Origin of the sequence: Winogradskyella sp., assembly GCF_965228925.1 — a bacterium.
In the GTDB taxonomy this organism is placed as follows: domain Bacteria; phylum Bacteroidota; class Bacteroidia; order Flavobacteriales; family Flavobacteriaceae; genus Winogradskyella.
On record NZ_OZ245845.1, the window covers coordinates 4,915,985 to 4,932,873 of the forward strand.

Here is a 16,889-nt window from a genome sequence, read left to right on the forward strand (position 1 = left end):
ACATCATTATAATGCAGCTACATGTTTAGTTAACTGAGATTTTAAGTTACCTGCTTTGTTAGCGTGAATAACATTCTTTTTCGCTAACTTATCAATCATACTAATTACAGAAGGTAACATCTTTTGCGCTTCCTTAGCATCAGTCAACTCACGTAATTTCTTTATTGCATTACGAGTTGTCTTGTGCTGGTATCTGTTAAGCACTCTCCTCTTTTCGTTACTTCTAATTCTTTTTAATGCTGACTTATGATTTGCCATTTTATCTTTTCTTATTAAAAATTGTAGCCCGTAGGGGAATCGAACCCCTCTTACCAGGATGAAAACCTGGCGTCCTAGCCGATAGACGAACGGGCCATTTGGTTATTTACATCATTAAATGAACCTACAATGTTTCCATTGCGGATGCAAAAATACAACTATTTTTAAATGTTGCAACTACTAGCATCTATTTTTTGAAAAATTTTTAATAGGCCTTAGCAAAAAGTACACGCTGGCTCGATGGATTTCCTGTTAGAACACATTTACCAGCTTCCTTTTTATGATCTAGAGGGATACATCTAATGGTCGCTTTGGTCAGTTCTTTGATCTTTTGTTCTGTTTCGGCTGTGCCATCCCAATGGGCAGAAATAAATCCTGCTTTGGTTTCCAATACACTTTTAAATTCCTCAAAATCATTAACCTCAGTGATATGATCATCTCTAAAGGCTAGAGCCTTATTAAATAAGCTTTCCTGAATATCTTCAAGCAAGTCCTCCACAACCACATTGATTCGATCTAAAATAACGGTCTCTTTTGTCAGTGTATCTCGCCTAGCCAATTCAACCGTATTATCCTCAAGATCTTTTGGGCCTATTGCAATTCGCAACGGTACACCTTGCAATTCGTACTGGGCAAATTTTGCACCTGGTCTAAGCGTATCTCTATGATCGAATTTCACACTAATATTACGCTCCTTAAGATCACCCATGATCTCATCTGCCACTTTTTTGACCGCGTTAAACTGCTCCTCATTTTTATATATAGGAACAATTACAACTTGATATGGCGCTAAGTTTGGTGGTAATACCAAACCCTTATCATCACTATGAGTCATGATGAGTGCTCCCATCAGCCGTGTCGAAACTCCCCACGAAGACGCCCAAACGTAATCTAGTTGACCTTCTTTATTAGCAAACTTAACATCAAAAGCTTTGGCAAAATTTTGTCCTAAAAAATGGGAAGTTCCCGCTTGCAAAGCCTTACCATCTTGCATCAAGGCCTCTATACACATGGTTTCCTCGGCTCCAGCAAAACGTTCGCTTTCCGTTTTTAAACCTTGAATTACTGGTATGGCCATAAAGTTCTCGGCAAACTCCGCATAAACATTATTAATCAATTTGGTTTCTTCCCAAGCCTCTTCTTTGGTCGCATGGGCCGTATGTCCCTCTTGCCATAAAAATTCTGCTGTACGAAGAAAAAGTCGTGTTCGCATTTCCCAGCGTACAACATTAGCCCATTGATTTACCAAGATTGGTAAATCTCTATAACTCTGTATCCAACCTTTGTAGGTGTTCCAAATAATGGCCTCACTTGTGGGCCTCACCACGAGTTCTTCCTCCAATTTTGCTTCGGGATCTACCCTAAGCTTTCCCTCTTTATCCGGATCCGTTTGTAGTCTGTAATGTGTTACCACAGCACATTCCTTGGCAAATCCTTCGGCATTTTTCTCCTCTGCTTCAAACAAGCTCTTAGGAACAAATAAGGGGAAATAAGCATTTTGATGGCCTGTTTCCTTAAACATCCGATCTAACTCAGCTTGCATCTTCTCCCAAATCGCATAGCCATAAGGTTTAATAACCATGCATCCTCTTACTGCCGAATTCTCCGCTAAATCAGCCTTTACGACCAATTCGTTATACCATTTCGAATAATCTTCAGCCCTACTAGTAAGATTTTTACTCATTTTTAGTGTTTTGGCACAAATATTGTGACTTTGTTAATTAAAAAAATAGTTCAGCAAAACTAACTATTTTTGCTATGTTCAACAATAAAATATAAGAGATATGCAATTTAAAACCATTACACTCCGAAAATTGCCATTTTTTGTTGTACTGGGTCTTGCGACCTTGTTAACTTCTTGTGGTTCATTTCAATATGTAGGATATGATGATGATGGTATTTATTCATCAGATAATACAAATGAAGAAGACACTGTTGTTGAGCAACCTGCTGTCACTACAGCAACCAATGAATCGAATTACTACAAAAATTATTTTGCCGAAAATTCTGCTCAAGTTGATGCCATTAAGGAAGAGAGCGAGATTTTTACAGATATAGACTCTTACGAAGGTAATTATACAGAAAGAGCTCAAGACACGTTGGAACAAAGAGGTCCATACGGTGGTTGGGGTCAGGCTAATGACAACGTTACCATTAATATTATAGACAATGGATGGGGCGTTTGGAACGACCCTTGGCTATGGGGCGCTGGCTGGGGCTGGGGCTGGAATAACTGGGGTTGGGGACGACCTTGGGGCTGGGGCTGGAATGCTGGCTGGGGACCTGGTTGGGGCTGGGGCTGGAACGCCGGTTGGGGCTGGGGCCTAGGCTGGAATAGCTGGGGCTGGAATGCTGGCTGGGGCTGGGGCTGGAACAACTGGGGTTGGAATGGCTTTAGAAATCCTAATTCACTTGCCTTCAATTATGGTAGAAGAGGCTCTTTACTAAATACCAATAATGCATTAAGTCGTGGGAACAACATGTTAAGTCGTAGGAATAGAAGTAATGCTGCTGTATCAAGAAGGGACTATTCTACAAGCCGTTTATCACGTGCAGCAACAACAAGAAATACACGAGTTGGAAGATCAAATTCGAACGCAAGAAGAAGTGTAGGTACGAGTAGATCCAGCAGATCCAATACGCGAGTGACGAGGCCTTCCTCTAGGTCTTCAAGATCTGGTACCATGCGATCTTCAAGAAGTAGCCGTTCATCTGGCTCTATGCGATCGGGATCTAGTAGAAGTTCATCAAGATCTTATGGTGGTTCACGTTCTAGTAGCTCGAGATCCTCTGGAAGCATGCGTTCTGGTGGTGGCTCAAGGTCATCTGGAGGTGGATCTAGAGGTGGTGGTTCTAGAGGTGGAAGAGGAAGAGGTTAATCAAAACATTTCATTTAATTCCAAATAAAATACTTATGAAAAAAGCACTTATGTTTTGCATAGGCATACTAAGTACGTCTCTAATTCTAGCACAAGACGTCGCGGATGCCGTTCGATATTCGATGGACGAGATTCAGGGTACCGCTCGCTTTAGAGCTATGGGTGGGGCCTTTGGCGCACTTGGCGGAGACATGTCTGCCGTGAATATAAATCCTGCGGGATCTGCTATATTTAATAATAGCCATGCCTCCCTATCCTTGGGATTCTTTAATAAAGAAGATGATATAACTTATTTCAATGGAGTCAATACCTCTTCAAATACTTTTGTCGATATTAATCAAATAGGAGCCACTTTTGTGTTTTCTAATACTAATCCAGATTCACCATGGAAAAAATTTACCATAAGTGGTGCATTTGATCGTGTGGCTGATTTTGATGACGACTGGGTGGCTAGTGGTATAAACCCTAACACAAGTATTGTTGAATATTTTCATATCAATGCGCAAGGTTTGCGTTTAGATGAAATCTCTGCACTTCCGGGTGAAACTATATCTCAAGCTTATTCGGAAATAGGGGCTATATACGGTTTTAGAAATCAGCAAGCCTTTTTGGGTTTCGAAGGCTTTATAATTGATCCTGTTGAAGATACCGATGACAATACCGAATATATCAGAAACATAAACGGGACCAATTTTAATCAAAGATTTGCTTATGCAAGCCGAGGATACAATGGGAAGATGGCCTTTAATTTTGCGACCAATTATGACGATAAATTTTATTTTGGATTAAACCTCAACGCTCACTTTATTGATTTCGAAAGAACTACATTTTTTGACGAATCTAATTCTAATTCAAGTGGTGTAACCGATGTCAGTTTTGACAATAATTTACGCACTACGGGTAGTGGTTTTTCTTTTCAGCTTGGAGGTATAGCCAAGCTCACTGAAGAGTTCAGGGTTGGCCTGTCCTACAGTTCGCCAACTTGGTATAGAATTTCGGAAGAGACATCTCAGTTTTTATCCACTACAAGAATTGAAAATGGCTCCTCTGTTAATCAAATTGTAAATCCAAACGTCACCAATATATTTCCAGACTATCGCTTACAAACCCCTGGTAAAATTACAGGAAGTTTAGCCTATGTATTTGCCAGAAAAGGACTCTTAAGTTTTGATTACTCTGTAAAGGACTATAGCAACGCACGGTTTAGACCAACTTCAGATGTGTTCTTTTCTTCTTTAAACAATGATATAAACACGGCATTAACATCAGCAGTAGCTTATCGATTTGGTGGGGAATACAGATTTAAACAACTGAGCTTTAGAGGAGGCTATCGCTTTGAAGAAAGTCCGTATCAAGATGACACCTTTTTTGGTGATTTAACAGGATATTCTCTAGGCTTAGGCTATAATTTTGGCAATATTAATTTAGATGTAGCATTTAGTCAATCTGAACGCGATATCAACTATCAATTTTATAATGTTGGTCTCACCGATTCTGCATTAATACAATCAAGATTTACAGATGTAATCCTCTCCTTAGGATTTAGAATTTAGCATTTAGAAAATCATTAAAAAAGCCTGAACAAAAGTTCAGGCTTTTTTAATTTATATCTCATAATATTATTTATCGTTTCAAGGTAAAATGGGCCTTCAGTTCCCTGCGCTGTCCCGTCAACGGCTCGTCGTACTCCAACAGGAACCAATAATCGCTCGTGGGCATCAACTGGCCGTTGAACGTACCGTCCCAGCCCGGGCCCGTAGGGCTCAACTGCTTCAACAGCTTCCCGTAGCGGTCAAATATATAAATTTTTGCACTACTGCCGATACCGGCTATGTTCCACGTCTCGTGGTTCCCGTCGCCGTTCGGCGTAAAGTACCTCGGGTAGTCCAATACGAAAACGCTCACCACCGCAAGGCCGCAGCCGTTCCTGTCCCTAGCCGTAACCTCGTGCTCCCCCGCCGATACGTCCGCAAACGTACCGCCGGACTGCCAAGGTCCGCCGTCAAGGCTGTACTCGTAGTCCCCGGGACCGGTGGCCACTGCTTCTATAACGTGGTTTTCCGAAAAAGCTTGTGTCGTCACCCCAGCGGTCAACACCGGAGGCTCGCTCTCGATCACCTCCGTTATGGCCATGTTCGTACAGCTCGTCTGCGTCGAGGTCGTGATATCCGTGACCGTAACGCCATAGATACCGCCCTGTGCCGGGGACAGCGTAGGGCCCGTCTCGCCCGCCAGTACCGTACCGTCGAGGGTCCATTCAAAACTATAGTCCACGGCCGATAGCCCCGTATCCAACACCAGGGGATCCAATACCTCCGTACCGTTCGTATTCACGCACAATATGTAGCTCTCCTCGAACACCACCACCGGCAACGGGTTCACCTGCAGCGTCAGGGGGGCCACCGCAAAACAGATCGAACCGCCGATCTCGTTGTCCACCCTAGCATAGATCACCTGCGGGTTGACAATGTTCTCGTATAGGTTCGGCAGCGGGTTCACGCCTAGGTCGGCATCTTCCTCCGTGGCATAGTACGTTACCAGGTAGCCCACGGGGTCCTGGCCGTCCAATACCTCCGCGTCGCGCGTCGAAAGGTCGAACTGCACGCTGTCGTCCGTCGGGTCGCCGTCCGTCTCCATGGCGTCGTCGCACAGCTCGTAGACGATCTCAACCATATCAGGGTTCGCCTGCGCAGCCTCGTCAACCCTAAGGTCGAAGCGCTGCGTGCTGATCGAACAGCCCGTTACGTTGTTGGTGATCGTCACGTAGATCTCCTGGGGGTTCATTATGTTCGTATAGGGGCTCACAAGCGCGTTCATGCCCGATTCCGCGTCCGCAAGGCTCTCGTGGTAGCTCACCTCGAACACGCCCGGGTCCTGACCGTTCAGCACCTCAGCGTCCTTGACCGTAAGATCGAAGCCGGCGAAGCCGTCAGTGTTCAGCTCGCACTGGATAAAGTCCGTCACCGCAACAACCTCCGGGAGCGGGTCCACCCTGACGGCAAAATCCACCACCGTGTAGCAGCCCGTAACGTCGTTGGTTACCCTGACGTAGATCGCCTGTTCCGGTATGTCCGTGTTCGTATATTGTGTCGGGTCCGCTATGGCGTTATCCCCCGTATCGGCATCCTCCGCCGTCTCGTGGTAGCTCGGCGTTACGCCGGCCTCCCCGTTGAGGAGCAGTACCTCGTTCTCCGTAAGGTCGAAGACCTCCTGGCCGTCACCGGTATTAATATCGTCGCAAAGCACGAGGTCCGGCAACTGGTCGCTGGGCGTGGGCGTAGGGTTGGGCAGCACACGGATGGTAAGGGTCGTATAGGCAACGCAGCCCGTGTCCGTGTCCGTAACCACGGCGTAAAGCGTCTGGGGGTTAGCCGGTAGCCCCCCCACCGAGGTGTTCGTATAGTCCGTAGGGTCCCCTATCGCGTTCTCCTGGAGCTGGGCGTCAGCGTCCGTCTCGTAGTACGATACCGACCAGCTCGCGTTGCCGCCCGTGATCTCGACGTCCTTGACCGTAAGGTCGAAAGAGGTCAGCTCGTCGCCAGGGGACTCCCCGAGGTCGTCGCAGAGCTCCAACGGCGCGGGTACCACAGGTACCGGCGGAAGGTCCACCCGGAGCTCCAGCTCGCCCGTGTCGAAACAGCCCGTGGCGGGATCGTAGAGCCTTATGTATAGCGTCTGGGGGTTGGTCGTATTCGTATAGTTGCCGGGGTTGCCGATGGGCGCGTCGCCCGTCTGCGCATCGGCAGCGCTCACGTGGTGGGTCAGTACCACCTGCGCGGGATCCTGGGTCCCCAGGATATCGCCATCCCGTTCGCCAAGGTCGAACTGCGAGATGCCGTCGCCGTCGTCGTCGCACACCACCAAGTCCTCAAGGGACGTCGGTACCTGTGGCGAGGGCACCACGATTAGCTCAAGGGTCCCCTGCGTGAGGCTGTAGCAGCCCGTTAGCAGGTTCTCAGAGCGCACGTAGATCATCTGGCTGTTCGCAACGATGTTCGTATAGGGGCTCGCCAGTGCGTTCTCCCCCGCATCAGCGGACTCCTGCGTATCGTGGTAGGTGATCACCACGTCGGGCTCACCGTTGGTAATCTCCACCGTGCGCAGCTCAAGGTCGAACTCCGCAAAGCCGTCGTTGTCGTCGTCGCACACCTCTATAGGCGTAGGGTCAGGCTCAGGAGAGGGCACGGGCAGTACCCTCAGCGTAAGCGTTACCGTTTCGTAACAGCCCGTTATCTCGTTCTCGCCCCTGACGTACACCGTCTGCGCGTTCATCGTGTTCACGTAGGGGCTCGATATGGGAGAGGTGCCGCTCTCGGCATCCGCCTCCGTCTCGTAATAGCTCAGCGTTATACCCGTCTGGCCGCCGAGTATGCCCGGTCCGGCATCCTCCAGCGTGAAGGGCTCGCGTTCGTCGTCCGGCGTCTCAACGTCGCACTCCTCCAGGGGATCCGGCTGCAAAAGGACCGGGAGCGGGTGAACGATAAGGTCCAGGCTCGTCACCTTGTAACAGCCCTCCACCGTATTGCCGTCGACCACGCGTACCCAGAGCGTCTGCGTATCCTCCGTCGTGTTCACGTAGGCGTTAGGGTTGGCTATCCCCGCCGTGCCAGCCTCGGCATCCGCCTCGCTCGGGTGGTAGCTAACCGTATACTGTAACGGGTCGAGGCCGTTCAGGAGCTCGTCCTCGCTAGCCGTAAGGTCGAAAACCGCAAAGCCGTCGGCCGAAACGTCGTCGCACTCCTCCAGGGGCGAAGGGGACACCAACTGGGGTGTCGGCTCGACGATAAGCACAAGCTCCACCACCGTGGCGCAGTCCGTCGCTATCGTGCTGCTCTCCACACGCGCGTGCAGCGTCTGCGTCCAGGCGGATATATTGTTGTAGGGCAACGTCGTATCGATAGGGTTGGCACCGGAATCCGCATTGGCCAAGGTCTCGTGGTAGGTCACCGTAAGGCCCGCAACGCCGCCCGTGATCTGCCCGTCGGCGGCCGTTAGGTCGAAAGGACCGAAACCGTCGTTGTCCGGGTCGCAGTAGCGCAGAGCGTCCGGGACGTTCGCAACGGGTGCCTGCTCCACCAAAAGGTCCAGCAACGTCGTCGCGTAACAGCCCGTGCCCGTATCCTCAACGCGCACAAAGATAGTCTCCGGGTTGCTCATGTTCGTATACGGGATCGGCAATGGGTTGGTCGCCGCATCCGCGTCCGCCTGGCTCGGGTAATAGGTCACCGAGTACGCAGGGTTGCCGCCCGATATCTCAAAGTTCTTGAGGCTAAGGTCTATGGCCGTCTGGCCGTCGGGGATCCCGTCGTCGCAGACCTCCAATGCCGTAGGTACAACCAGCGATGGAAGGGGATCCACCATAAGGTCGAAAAGGATACGGGACGTACAGCCCGTCACCGTATTGGTCAGAACCGCCGTAATCTCCTGGGGGTTTATTATGTTCGTATAGGGCGCCGTGATCGCATTGGTCTGCGCATCGGCATCCGCACCGCTCGGATAGTAGGTCACCGTAACGTTGGCCTGGCCGTCGATCAGCTCGGTATCCTTTATGCTAAGATCGAACTCCTCCGACTCGTCGCCCGGATTGTCATAGTCACAAGCTCTTAGATCATCTGTTGCCACAGTAGAAGGTTGTGGGTGCACCACAAGCTGAAGTGTCGTGGTATCAAAACAACCTGTAGCGATATTTTCTATTCTAACGTAGATAAGTTCACCACCACCTACGGTATTGTTATAAAGCGTTGGTAATACCCCCGTGCCCGCAATGGCATCCGCCTCTGTAGGGTGGTAGGTCACCAAAACACCGATCTGCCCCACCTCGACTTCTGGTGTCTTAGTGTCTAAGGCAAATTCGGATATGCCATCGCCGTTATCATCGCAAACCTCAAAATCGGTTGGCATATTAGCCACTGGATTCTCCAAAACTACTAAATCCATGGTTGTAACATTGTAACAACCATTAACTGTATTTTCTAAGCGAATAAAAATAGTTTGGTTATTTGGCGTTGTATTGACGTAGCCATCAAAAATTTCGGCCGAATCTGTTTCAGCCCCAACAAACGTTTCATGGTAAGAGACATTCACATCAGCCTGTCCAGCCAATATTTCATTTGTTCTTAACGACAATTGAAAGGTCGTAAAACCATCAGTAATATCATCATCGCATACCTCTAAAGGTGTAATAGGGTTAATTATAGGTAATCCTAACACCTCAATTTCAAAGCTCGTGGTTACAAAACATAAAGGGTTTGTATCATCCTCAAGCCTTACAAAAATAGTTTGAGGGTTGTTTGCATTTTGATACGGATTAGGCAAAGCAGCAGCAGCAGCTTCTGCATCTGCTTGCGTTAGATGATAGGTCAATGACACATCTGTAAACGGCGCTAAAATATCAATGGTTTGTTGTGTAAAATCAAAGTTCTCCACACCATCTTCGCTTAAATCATCGCATAAAAATAAATCGTTTGGTGTATCTACCGTAAAACCAGAACTGACTAATAATTCGAAGTTAGTAACCACATAACAGCTTTCATTATTAGCATTTTCTAATCTTACAAAAATAATCTCAGGATTTTCCGTATTTGTGTAGAGATTGGGTAAAGGATTTGCATCATTGTCGGCATCGGTTTGATTGTCATGAAAACTGACATTGACATCAGTTTGTCCTCCAAGAATTTCCACAAGTTTTGTGCTCAGATCAAACTCAGTAAATCCATCAATAGTAGTATCATCACATGATTGATATTGAGTAATGGGATTCACTAAAGGAACCGCATTAAACGTAATCACTATATCATCTGACAAAGAGCAAGATTGATCAGTTATCTCTACGGTATAGGTTCCTGAATTTGGTGATGGAACGGTTAGCGTTGGATTTGTCTCGTTAGCAATTGGTGTTCCATCCAATAGCCACACGTATGTAGCAGTTGCTGAAGCTATATCTGCATCCAAAATAATATCTGGATCCCCTTCGCAAGCATCGATATCGGTTCCTAAATCAGCAGTAAAAGGTACATCTCGTGTAACGGTAACATCATCCGTAACCACTACAGTATCCCCGTTACAGTTTGTATATGTCACTCTTGCCGTATAGGTGGTAGGTGCATCCGTTAAAGGGCAAACATCTAGTGTTGGTGTTGTACCGATAACAGCTCCAGTATCATCGAGCCAAGCAAAATCTATGATGCTTGGTCCAGAAGGTGTAAAGCGCCATGCTTCTTCGCTAGTTGTCCAAGGAGAATCGGATACATTTCTTCCGGGAGGAACAAAGGCCTCTGTACCTGGGTCATTTTGTATCCCTACAACCGCTCTTCCACCATTAAATGTTGTACATGTTGGTTTGTCTCTTATGTAGATATCAATAACATTTGTTGTCTCATACAATACTGCCATATGTGTAGCTTCCAACGTCGTACATTGAAACATAGGGACTTCAAAATAAGAAACCGCTAAAACTCTATTTGGTACTGCTCCGATAATCTCCCAGCGGATTTCATTGGTAGTATTTACAGCTGGGTTTATGTCATGACAAGGGGTAAATACATTGGCCTCACCAAGCGTCGGGTTCGAATTGTTGGGCAGATCATCGCCAGCATTTAATTGATACGCATTCCCTGCATCGCCTGCATCAACATCAAAACGAATTACGCCATTCGATCCAACTTGAAAATCTGTTCTTATCACATCAAAGAAACAAAAGTCAAAAGGCAAAGCCTCTGGATCATTCCAAGCATCATCAATATTCGTATTTACAGAATTTGTCAAGCCTTGAAACGGGAAAGGTGGTACGAATGGGATTTGGGTAATCGAATAGGTATTGGTCTCGCCAATATCTAAAAATTCAGCATTTAAAGTGGCACAGGTTTCATCACAGTCTATAATAATATCATCGCCTGCATCGACAAAGGGGTTACCTGGTGTAGACGCTCCGATTTGCGCTGTTAAATCAATGTCATTTGTGCTTTGACAGCCAGCCGGATTAGTATCAGTTATTGTTAATGTGATACTATATAAGCCGCCAGGATTATAGGAATGTGTCACAGACTGCCCTGTCGCGGTATTACCATCGCCAAAATCCCAAAAATATGTGGCGCCAGTACCATCAACGGAAAAGGTTCCACTACCATTAAAAGTGATAACCTCATCAACATCGGCAATAACTACATTTCCTGGTTGTAAAGCAGGTATTGTACTATCTATATTTGCGACTATGGTCTGACATGGTAGGGCACAATTAATATCGGCTGCCCATCCCGCAGTATTGATGGCGGCATTGGATACAAACTGAATCGTAATGCAACCTGAAGTATTACCCGCCGATGCCTCTACCACTCCAGGACTATTAGCCCCTGAAAATGTACCAAAAGGTGGTGCCGCAGTAGAATCACCGTCAAAGATGGTCATAACATCAACGCTTATTTGTGTACTAAATTCTGTAAAAACCAACTGGATTTTTTCTCCAGCAGCAGCATTTTCAGGACAAATGGTAAGTATAAAATCTTCATTATCACCATAACTGCCGGCCTGACCGCCTGAATCATAAAACGTGCCACCACACTGACTTACGGTGCCTGTTTGCATGATAACATCTTGTGAATAACAATTTGCGACAATAAAAATTAATATTGGAAGGAATAATTTTTTCATTGTATATGATTAATTAGAGTGCTGAGGCATTATGGTTATTAAAAATTGTGTATTGTCTATTCTAAAATGCTTTATTCCATCCGTTGAATCAAAATTAAAAGCGTATTTCAATGGATTAAAACCATCTATTTTAATAGTGCCTGATTTTGCTTCCATGTAAGCGCCATCGGTCAGGGCAATTTCAGAGATCTTAATAAAACCCGACAAATCCTTATCTCGGTATTCATCGATAAGAACCCTGTTTCTGAGAATATTCTTGATGGATTTTAGACGGTGTGCATTACCGAACACTAGTCTTTCGGCATCATCCCCATAGGCCTCAATAATTTGAGCGCGTTCTTTAGCGGTCAATGGTAGATTTACATTATCATCATACTTAACAAGTGGAAGCGATCGCTTTTGTTCTTTTTGTTGCCCAAAAACGCCAGCTGGTAAGAGAATTAGAATAAGGAGAGTTAGTAGTTTATTCATAGCTTAGCCAAAATTTAAAGTCTGGAAAATTAAGAAAATTTTATAAAAACCATAGTTAGTTCGTCAATGTTATTAGCTTTTTAACGGTTTTAACTATACAACAGTTATAATTCTAAAAGTCCTACCTTATCTAAACTATTTTTATTGCGTATCTTTGCCATTCTATTTTAGATAAACTGATTATCTGAGTAATACAAATTGATTATGAAAATCGATAGCGATTTTAATGACATCGATGCTTTAGGTGATAATCACATTGGTTCTTCTAGCGAAACACCAATGCGACGCGATGCATTTAGATTATCCAATAGCGAAAAAATTGATATCATCAAGGATGATGTAAGGCATATTATGGAGACCCTAGGTTTAGATCTTAGTGACGACAGCCTAAATGGTACTCCGAGCAGGGTGGCAAAGATGTTTGTCAATGAGATTTTTGGCGGCTTAGATCCTGATAAAAAACCAAGTGCCTCTACATTTGAAAATAAATATAAATACGGTGAAATGCTTGTGGAGAAAAACATTACGGTGTATTCTACTTGCGAGCATCATCTACTTCCTATCGTCGGTAAAGCGCATGTGGCTTATATTTCTAATGGAAAGGTCGTTGGTCTTTCTAAGATGAATCGCATTGTAGATTATTTTGCCAAGCGCCCTCAGGTCCAAGAACGCCTTACTATTCAAATCGTAAGAGAACTTCAAGAGGTGTTAAATACCGAAGATGTAGCCTGCGTTATAGACGCGAAGCACCTTTGTGTTAACTCACGGGGCATTAGGGATGTGGACAGCAGCACGGTAACCTCAGAATTTGGAGGGAAATTTAAAGAAAAAGAGACACGAAGAGAATTCCTAGATTATATTCAATTAGATACGCAATTTTAGCTTGTTTAATCTTTCTTAGTTCTTTAGCTTTGTTCAAACATTTATTGAAACAGCGGGTATGCCTCTTTACGAATCTCAAATCATACGAATTTACAACTCCTTGTCTGGAGAAAAAGAAGTTTTTAAACCAATTACTGAAGGTAGTGTAGGCATGTATGTTTGTGGACCAACGGTTTACAGTAATGTACACCTTGGAAATGTTAGAACCTTTATGTCATTCGATATGGTATATAGGTACCTTATACACTTAGGCTATAAGGTAAGATATGTTAGGAATATTACTGACGCTGGCCATTTAGAAAGTGATGCTGATACCGGTGAGGACAAAATCACTAAAAAAGCACGTTTAGAACAAATAGAACCCATGGAGGTTGTACAGCGCTATACTGTAGATTTTCACAATGTATTAAAGACTCTTAATTTTCTACCACCAAGTATAGAACCAACGGCTACAGGCCATATCATAGAGCAAATAGAGCTTGTCAAAACCATAATTGATAATGGATTTGCTTATGAGGTAAATGGTTCCGTTTATTTTGATGTCCATAAATTTAACGATGTGGAAGAATACGGAAAGTTAAGTAAACGAAAACTTGAAGATCTTATACACAACACAAGGGTTCTTGATGGGCAATCTGATAAGAAGAACCCACAAGATTTTGCGCTTTGGAAGCGTGCAGAACCTCAACATATTATGCGCTGGCCTTCACCATGGGGTGATGGTTTCCCAGGTTGGCATCTAGAATGTACAGCTATGAGCACCAAATATTTGGGGGATAAATTTGATATTCATGGAGGCGGAATGGATTTAAAATTCCCTCATCACGAATGCGAAATTGCCCAGAATGAGGCTGCAAAGGGTTGTTCTCCAGTTAACTACTGGATGCACGCGAACATGCTGCATCTAAATGGGCAACGTATGGCCAAAAGTACTGGTAATACAGTGAATCCACATGAGTTACTTTCTGGTGAAAATACATTTTTCACCAAAGCGTATTCCCCAAGTGTTATTCGTTTTTTTAATGCTCAATCGTCTTACAGAAGTATTCTAGACCTTACCGATGATGGTCTATTGGCAAGTGAAAAAGGTTTTAATAGACTTATGGAAGCTATCAATGCTCTTGATGCTTTAGAACCTGCAAATGTCTCTACATTTAATGTTTCCGAATGGAGACAAAAATGTTATGACGCCATGAATGATGATTTTAACTCACCTATTCTCATTGCTCATCTTTTTGAAGCTTCAAAATTGGTTAATCAAATTAAAGGTCATAATGCCTCATTAACTGCAGAAGATCTGGAGCTATTAAAGAAAACTATGAATGACTTCACATTTGATGTTCTTGGCTTAGTTAATATCGCAAAGGAAGATTCTAGTGCTGATAAATTATCTGGTGCCGTAGAAATTTTAATACAACTTAGAAACGAGGCTCGACAAAATAAAGACTTTGCATTATCTGATAAAATTAGAGATGAACTCGCCGAAGTTGGAATTCAGTTAAAGGACAGTAGGGAAGGCACAACATTTACGACCAATTAATCGTGAAAAAACTGTTGACATATCCTTTTCTGTTATTAATAAAGGTCTATCAAACCCTAATCTCTCCTATAACTCCAGCCACATGCAGATACCAACCCACATGTTCGCATTATGCGAAAGAAGCTTTGGAAGTGCATGGCTTGTTTAAGGGTGGGAAGTTGGCTCTGAAACGGATTTTTAGTTGTCATCCTTGGGGTGGAAAGGGTTTTGACCCCGTACCAAAAAAGGATGACAACTAAAAAAATTTGCCTACGCGCCGTCTCGCACATTGACTGCGTCGAATCTTCGATTTCGCTAAAAATGTACACTGTACATTTTCTCTTTCACTCTGTCGCCCTAGGGAGGAAAAGGTTTCGATCCTGTTCCTCCAAAAGACCATTAATATAACGTTAATCTCGTATTCAATCCTTTTCAAAATAGTATATTTACGGCCAAAAGTAAACGTCTATGCATTTATTACAGATAGATTGGGATCCCATAAAATCACTTGATTTAGGTTTTTTTGAGCTTCATTTTTACAGTGTTATGTGGATTATTGCCTTCGTTCTAGGCCTCTATGTCACAAAGCGTATCTGGAAAAACGAAAATCTAACTAGCGATAGCTTGGATTCTTTATTTATCTATTCGGTTTTGGGCATTATGATTGGTGCACGATTGGGTCATGTGATCTTCTATCAATCCGAATTATTTAAAGACGATTTCTTCAGCATCTTTTTACCATTTAGCTTTAAAGATGGTATTCGCTTTACTGGATTTGCAGGTTTAGCAAGCCATGGTGCCGCCATTGGTATGATTATCGCTATGTACCTCTATAATAAGAGGGTTTTAAAAAAATCGCTTCTTTGGATTCTAGATCGTGTGGTTATGGCCACAGCTCTCGGTGCCATTTTTGTGAGAATAGGCAACTTCATCAATTCTGAAATTGTAGGTACAAAAACAGATAGTGCCTTGGGCGTTATCTTTAGACAAAATGGAGAAAGCTTCGCTCGGCATCCCGCGCAGCTCTATGAAGCTTTCTGCTATATTTTTGTGTTTTTGATCTTAATGTACTTTTATTGGAAAACCAACAAATCCAAACAGGAAGGTTTCTTATTTGGGCTGTTCCTCGTCTTTCTTTGGACCATTAGATTTTTTATCGAATTTATCAAAGAAGCTCAAGTTGAAGGACGTGATGATTACGTTTGGTTTATGAATACTGGACAGGTTTTAAGTGTCCCCTTTATTTTAATAGGCCTCTATTTTATGTTTTTATACCGTCCTAAAAAAATAGTGGAATAATGCAATTGCGCAAGTTTTGTAAATATTCGCTTTTAGTTGCTGCTCTTAGCCTATTCTTTAGCTGCAAAGAAGACAAAACGTCCAAAACTGAAGATAAAGTCATCGTTAGCTTTAAGAAAGAAGGTGTATTAGAACTTAAAAAAGCCGTTTCGGATTCAATCATTAAAACACTGGATATCGAAATTGCGGATAACGAATACGAAACTCAAACGGGTTTGATGTACAGGACCGAGCTTGGCATACAACAGGGCATGTTGTTTATTTTTCCTGATGTGCAAATGCGAAGTTTCTATATGAAAAACACCAAGATACCTTTGGATATTATTTATATAGACGAAGACAAACGTATTGTGAGTTTTCAGAAAAATGCCAAACCCTTTGATGAACGGTCACTCCCCTCTGAAGTCCCAGCCAAGTATGTTTTGGAAATTAACGCTGGGCTCTCTGATGAATGGCAGCTTGAAGTTGGAGATCGCATTGAATTTCAAACTTTAGAATAGCTATTTGTCGGCGTAAATGAAGGTGGCAGTCTCAAAATTCTTCAATGTTAATGCATCAGAAAAAAAATGGTATAAAATTGTTATCTGGTGGGAATTAAGACGAATTCCATTTAACTTGATTTTACTGACCTTAGTTTCAATCTCAATATATACTATATCCTCAATGCCTAATGACGGCTATTTTAAATTGATAGCCGGACCGACACTTGCTATTGGTTTTTATCTATCCATTTTATTTTATTTCATTGGAGCTAATCTATTATTCACTTTGGGTTGGATTGTTCAGATTATTTTAAGGCAAATCACACATAAAAATATCAGACTTCTCATTAAAAAACTATTCATCATCGGTATTGTCATTTCTTCAATCGTAACTTTAAGTCCTATATTTATCTGGGCTATTAATCTGATTATTGGTCACCAGGCATAAAAAAG

At 43.8% G+C, this 16,889-nt stretch carries 12 protein-coding genes and 1 tRNA gene; 8 read left to right on the forward strand and 5 right to left on the reverse strand.

The genetic code is table 11. The annotated features are described in order from the left end of the window. Nucleotides 1–6: 6 nt before the first annotated feature. The 3 genes from rpsT to proS all read right to left on the reverse strand — a co-directional run bounded on the left by rpsT (nt 7) and on the right by proS (nt 1,942). Complete coding sequence (gene rpsT, locus ACO052_RS20280; protein ID WP_422105634.1) at nt 7–258, reverse strand: 30S ribosomal protein S20; 252 nt, start codon at nt 256–258, stop codon at nt 7–9. Nucleotides 259–282: 24 nt separating this feature from the next. Next, nucleotides 283–354, reverse strand: a tRNA-Glu gene (locus tag ACO052_RS20285). A 109-nt stretch (nt 355–463) separates the two neighbouring features. Continuing rightward, nucleotides 464–1,942 carry a proline--tRNA ligase gene (gene proS, locus ACO052_RS20290; protein ID WP_422105635.1) on the reverse strand — a complete coding sequence of 493 codons (1,479 nt, stop codon included), beginning with the start codon at nt 1,940–1,942 and terminating at the stop codon, nt 464–466. Nucleotides 1,943–2,042: 100 nt separating this feature from the next. Here proS and ACO052_RS20295 point away from each other — a divergent pair, with 100 nt between their 5' ends. Together ACO052_RS20295 and ACO052_RS20300 are read left to right on the forward strand one after the other, a co-directional pair. After that, nucleotides 2,043–3,137, forward strand: a complete 1,095-nt coding sequence (locus ACO052_RS20295; RefSeq protein ID WP_422105637.1) for a hypothetical protein — start codon at nt 2,043–2,045, stop codon at nt 3,135–3,137. A 35-nt stretch (nt 3,138–3,172) separates the two neighbouring features. Next, complete coding sequence (locus ACO052_RS20300; protein WP_422105638.1) at nt 3,173–4,690, forward strand: OmpP1/FadL family transporter; 1,518 nt, start codon at nt 3,173–3,175, stop codon at nt 4,688–4,690. Between the two features lie 70 nt (nt 4,691–4,760). On the opposite strand, the gene ACO052_RS20305 is transcribed toward ACO052_RS20300, so the two are convergent. Then, nucleotides 4,761–11,783 carry a T9SS type B sorting domain-containing protein gene (locus ACO052_RS20305; protein ID WP_422105639.1) on the reverse strand — a complete coding sequence of 2,341 codons (7,023 nt, stop codon included), beginning with the start codon at nt 11,781–11,783 and terminating at the stop codon, nt 4,761–4,763. Between the two features lie 9 nt (nt 11,784–11,792). Beyond that, nucleotides 11,793–12,254 (reverse strand): hypothetical protein, encoded by a 462-nt coding sequence (locus ACO052_RS20310; RefSeq protein WP_422105640.1) that lies wholly within the window; start codon nt 12,252–12,254, stop codon nt 11,793–11,795. Nucleotides 12,255–12,458: 204 nt separating this feature from the next. On the opposite strand from ACO052_RS20310, the gene folE reads away from it, so the two are divergent. The 6 genes from folE (at nt 12,459) to ACO052_RS20340 (ending at nt 16,884) form a co-directional block, all read left to right on the forward strand. Continuing rightward, complete coding sequence (gene folE / locus ACO052_RS20315; RefSeq protein ID WP_422105641.1) at nt 12,459–13,136, forward strand: GTP cyclohydrolase I FolE; 678 nt, start codon at nt 12,459–12,461, stop codon at nt 13,134–13,136. A 58-nt stretch (nt 13,137–13,194) separates the two neighbouring features. Continuing rightward, nucleotides 13,195–14,676, forward strand: a complete 1,482-nt coding sequence (gene cysS / locus ACO052_RS20320) for a cysteine--tRNA ligase (protein WP_422105642.1) — start codon at nt 13,195–13,197, stop codon at nt 14,674–14,676. A gap of 2 nt (nt 14,677–14,678) precedes the next feature. Then, nucleotides 14,679–14,915 carry a membrane protein insertion efficiency factor YidD gene (gene yidD, locus ACO052_RS20325; RefSeq protein WP_422105643.1) on the forward strand — a complete coding sequence of 79 codons (237 nt, stop codon included), beginning with the start codon at nt 14,679–14,681 and terminating at the stop codon, nt 14,913–14,915. Nucleotides 14,916–15,123: 208 nt separating this feature from the next. Next, nucleotides 15,124–15,954: a prolipoprotein diacylglyceryl transferase gene (gene lgt, locus ACO052_RS20330; protein ID WP_422105644.1), complete on the forward strand. Its 831-nt coding sequence runs from the start codon at nt 15,124–15,126 to the stop codon at nt 15,952–15,954. Beyond that, entirely contained in the window at nt 15,954–16,454 is a 501-nt protein-coding gene (locus tag ACO052_RS20335; RefSeq protein ID WP_422105645.1) for a DUF192 domain-containing protein, read from the forward strand. Before lgt ends, ACO052_RS20335 begins: the two co-directional genes overlap by 1 nt. A gap of 16 nt (nt 16,455–16,470) precedes the next feature. Continuing rightward, on the forward strand, nt 16,471–16,884 hold the full coding sequence (locus ACO052_RS20340) for a hypothetical protein (RefSeq protein ID WP_422105646.1): 414 nt from the start codon (nt 16,471–16,473) through the stop codon (nt 16,882–16,884). The last annotated feature ends 5 nt before the right edge of the window (nt 16,885–16,889 follow it).

Excerpts from the sequence above, each read along its gene's own strand:
- ACO052_RS20295 (WP_422105637.1), top strand. The coding sequence starts at position 2,043 with ATGCAATTTAAAACCATTACACTCCGAAAATTGCCATTTTTTGTTGTA.
- ACO052_RS20310 (WP_422105640.1), bottom strand. The coding sequence starts at position 12,254 with ATGAATAAACTACTAACTCTCCTTATTCTAATTCTCTTACCAGCTGGC.
- ACO052_RS20305 (WP_422105639.1), bottom strand. The coding sequence starts at position 11,783 with ATGAAAAAATTATTCCTTCCAATATTAATTTTTATTGTCGCAAATTGT.
- folE (WP_422105641.1), top strand. The coding sequence starts at position 12,459 with ATGAAAATCGATAGCGATTTTAATGACATCGATGCTTTAGGTGATAAT.
- ACO052_RS20340 (WP_422105646.1), top strand. The coding sequence starts at position 16,471 with ATGAAGGTGGCAGTCTCAAAATTCTTCAATGTTAATGCATCAGAAAAA.
- lgt (WP_422105644.1), top strand. The coding sequence starts at position 15,124 with ATGCATTTATTACAGATAGATTGGGATCCCATAAAATCACTTGATTTA.
- ACO052_RS20335 (WP_422105645.1), top strand. The coding sequence starts at position 15,954 with ATGCAATTGCGCAAGTTTTGTAAATATTCGCTTTTAGTTGCTGCTCTT.
- proS (WP_422105635.1), bottom strand. The coding sequence starts at position 1,942 with ATGAGTAAAAATCTTACTAGTAGGGCTGAAGATTATTCGAAATGGTAT.
- cysS (WP_422105642.1), top strand. The coding sequence starts at position 13,195 with ATGCCTCTTTACGAATCTCAAATCATACGAATTTACAACTCCTTGTCT.
- ACO052_RS20300 (WP_422105638.1), top strand. The coding sequence starts at position 3,173 with ATGAAAAAAGCACTTATGTTTTGCATAGGCATACTAAGTACGTCTCTA.
- rpsT (WP_422105634.1), bottom strand. The coding sequence starts at position 258 with ATGGCAAATCATAAGTCAGCATTAAAAAGAATTAGAAGTAACGAAAAG.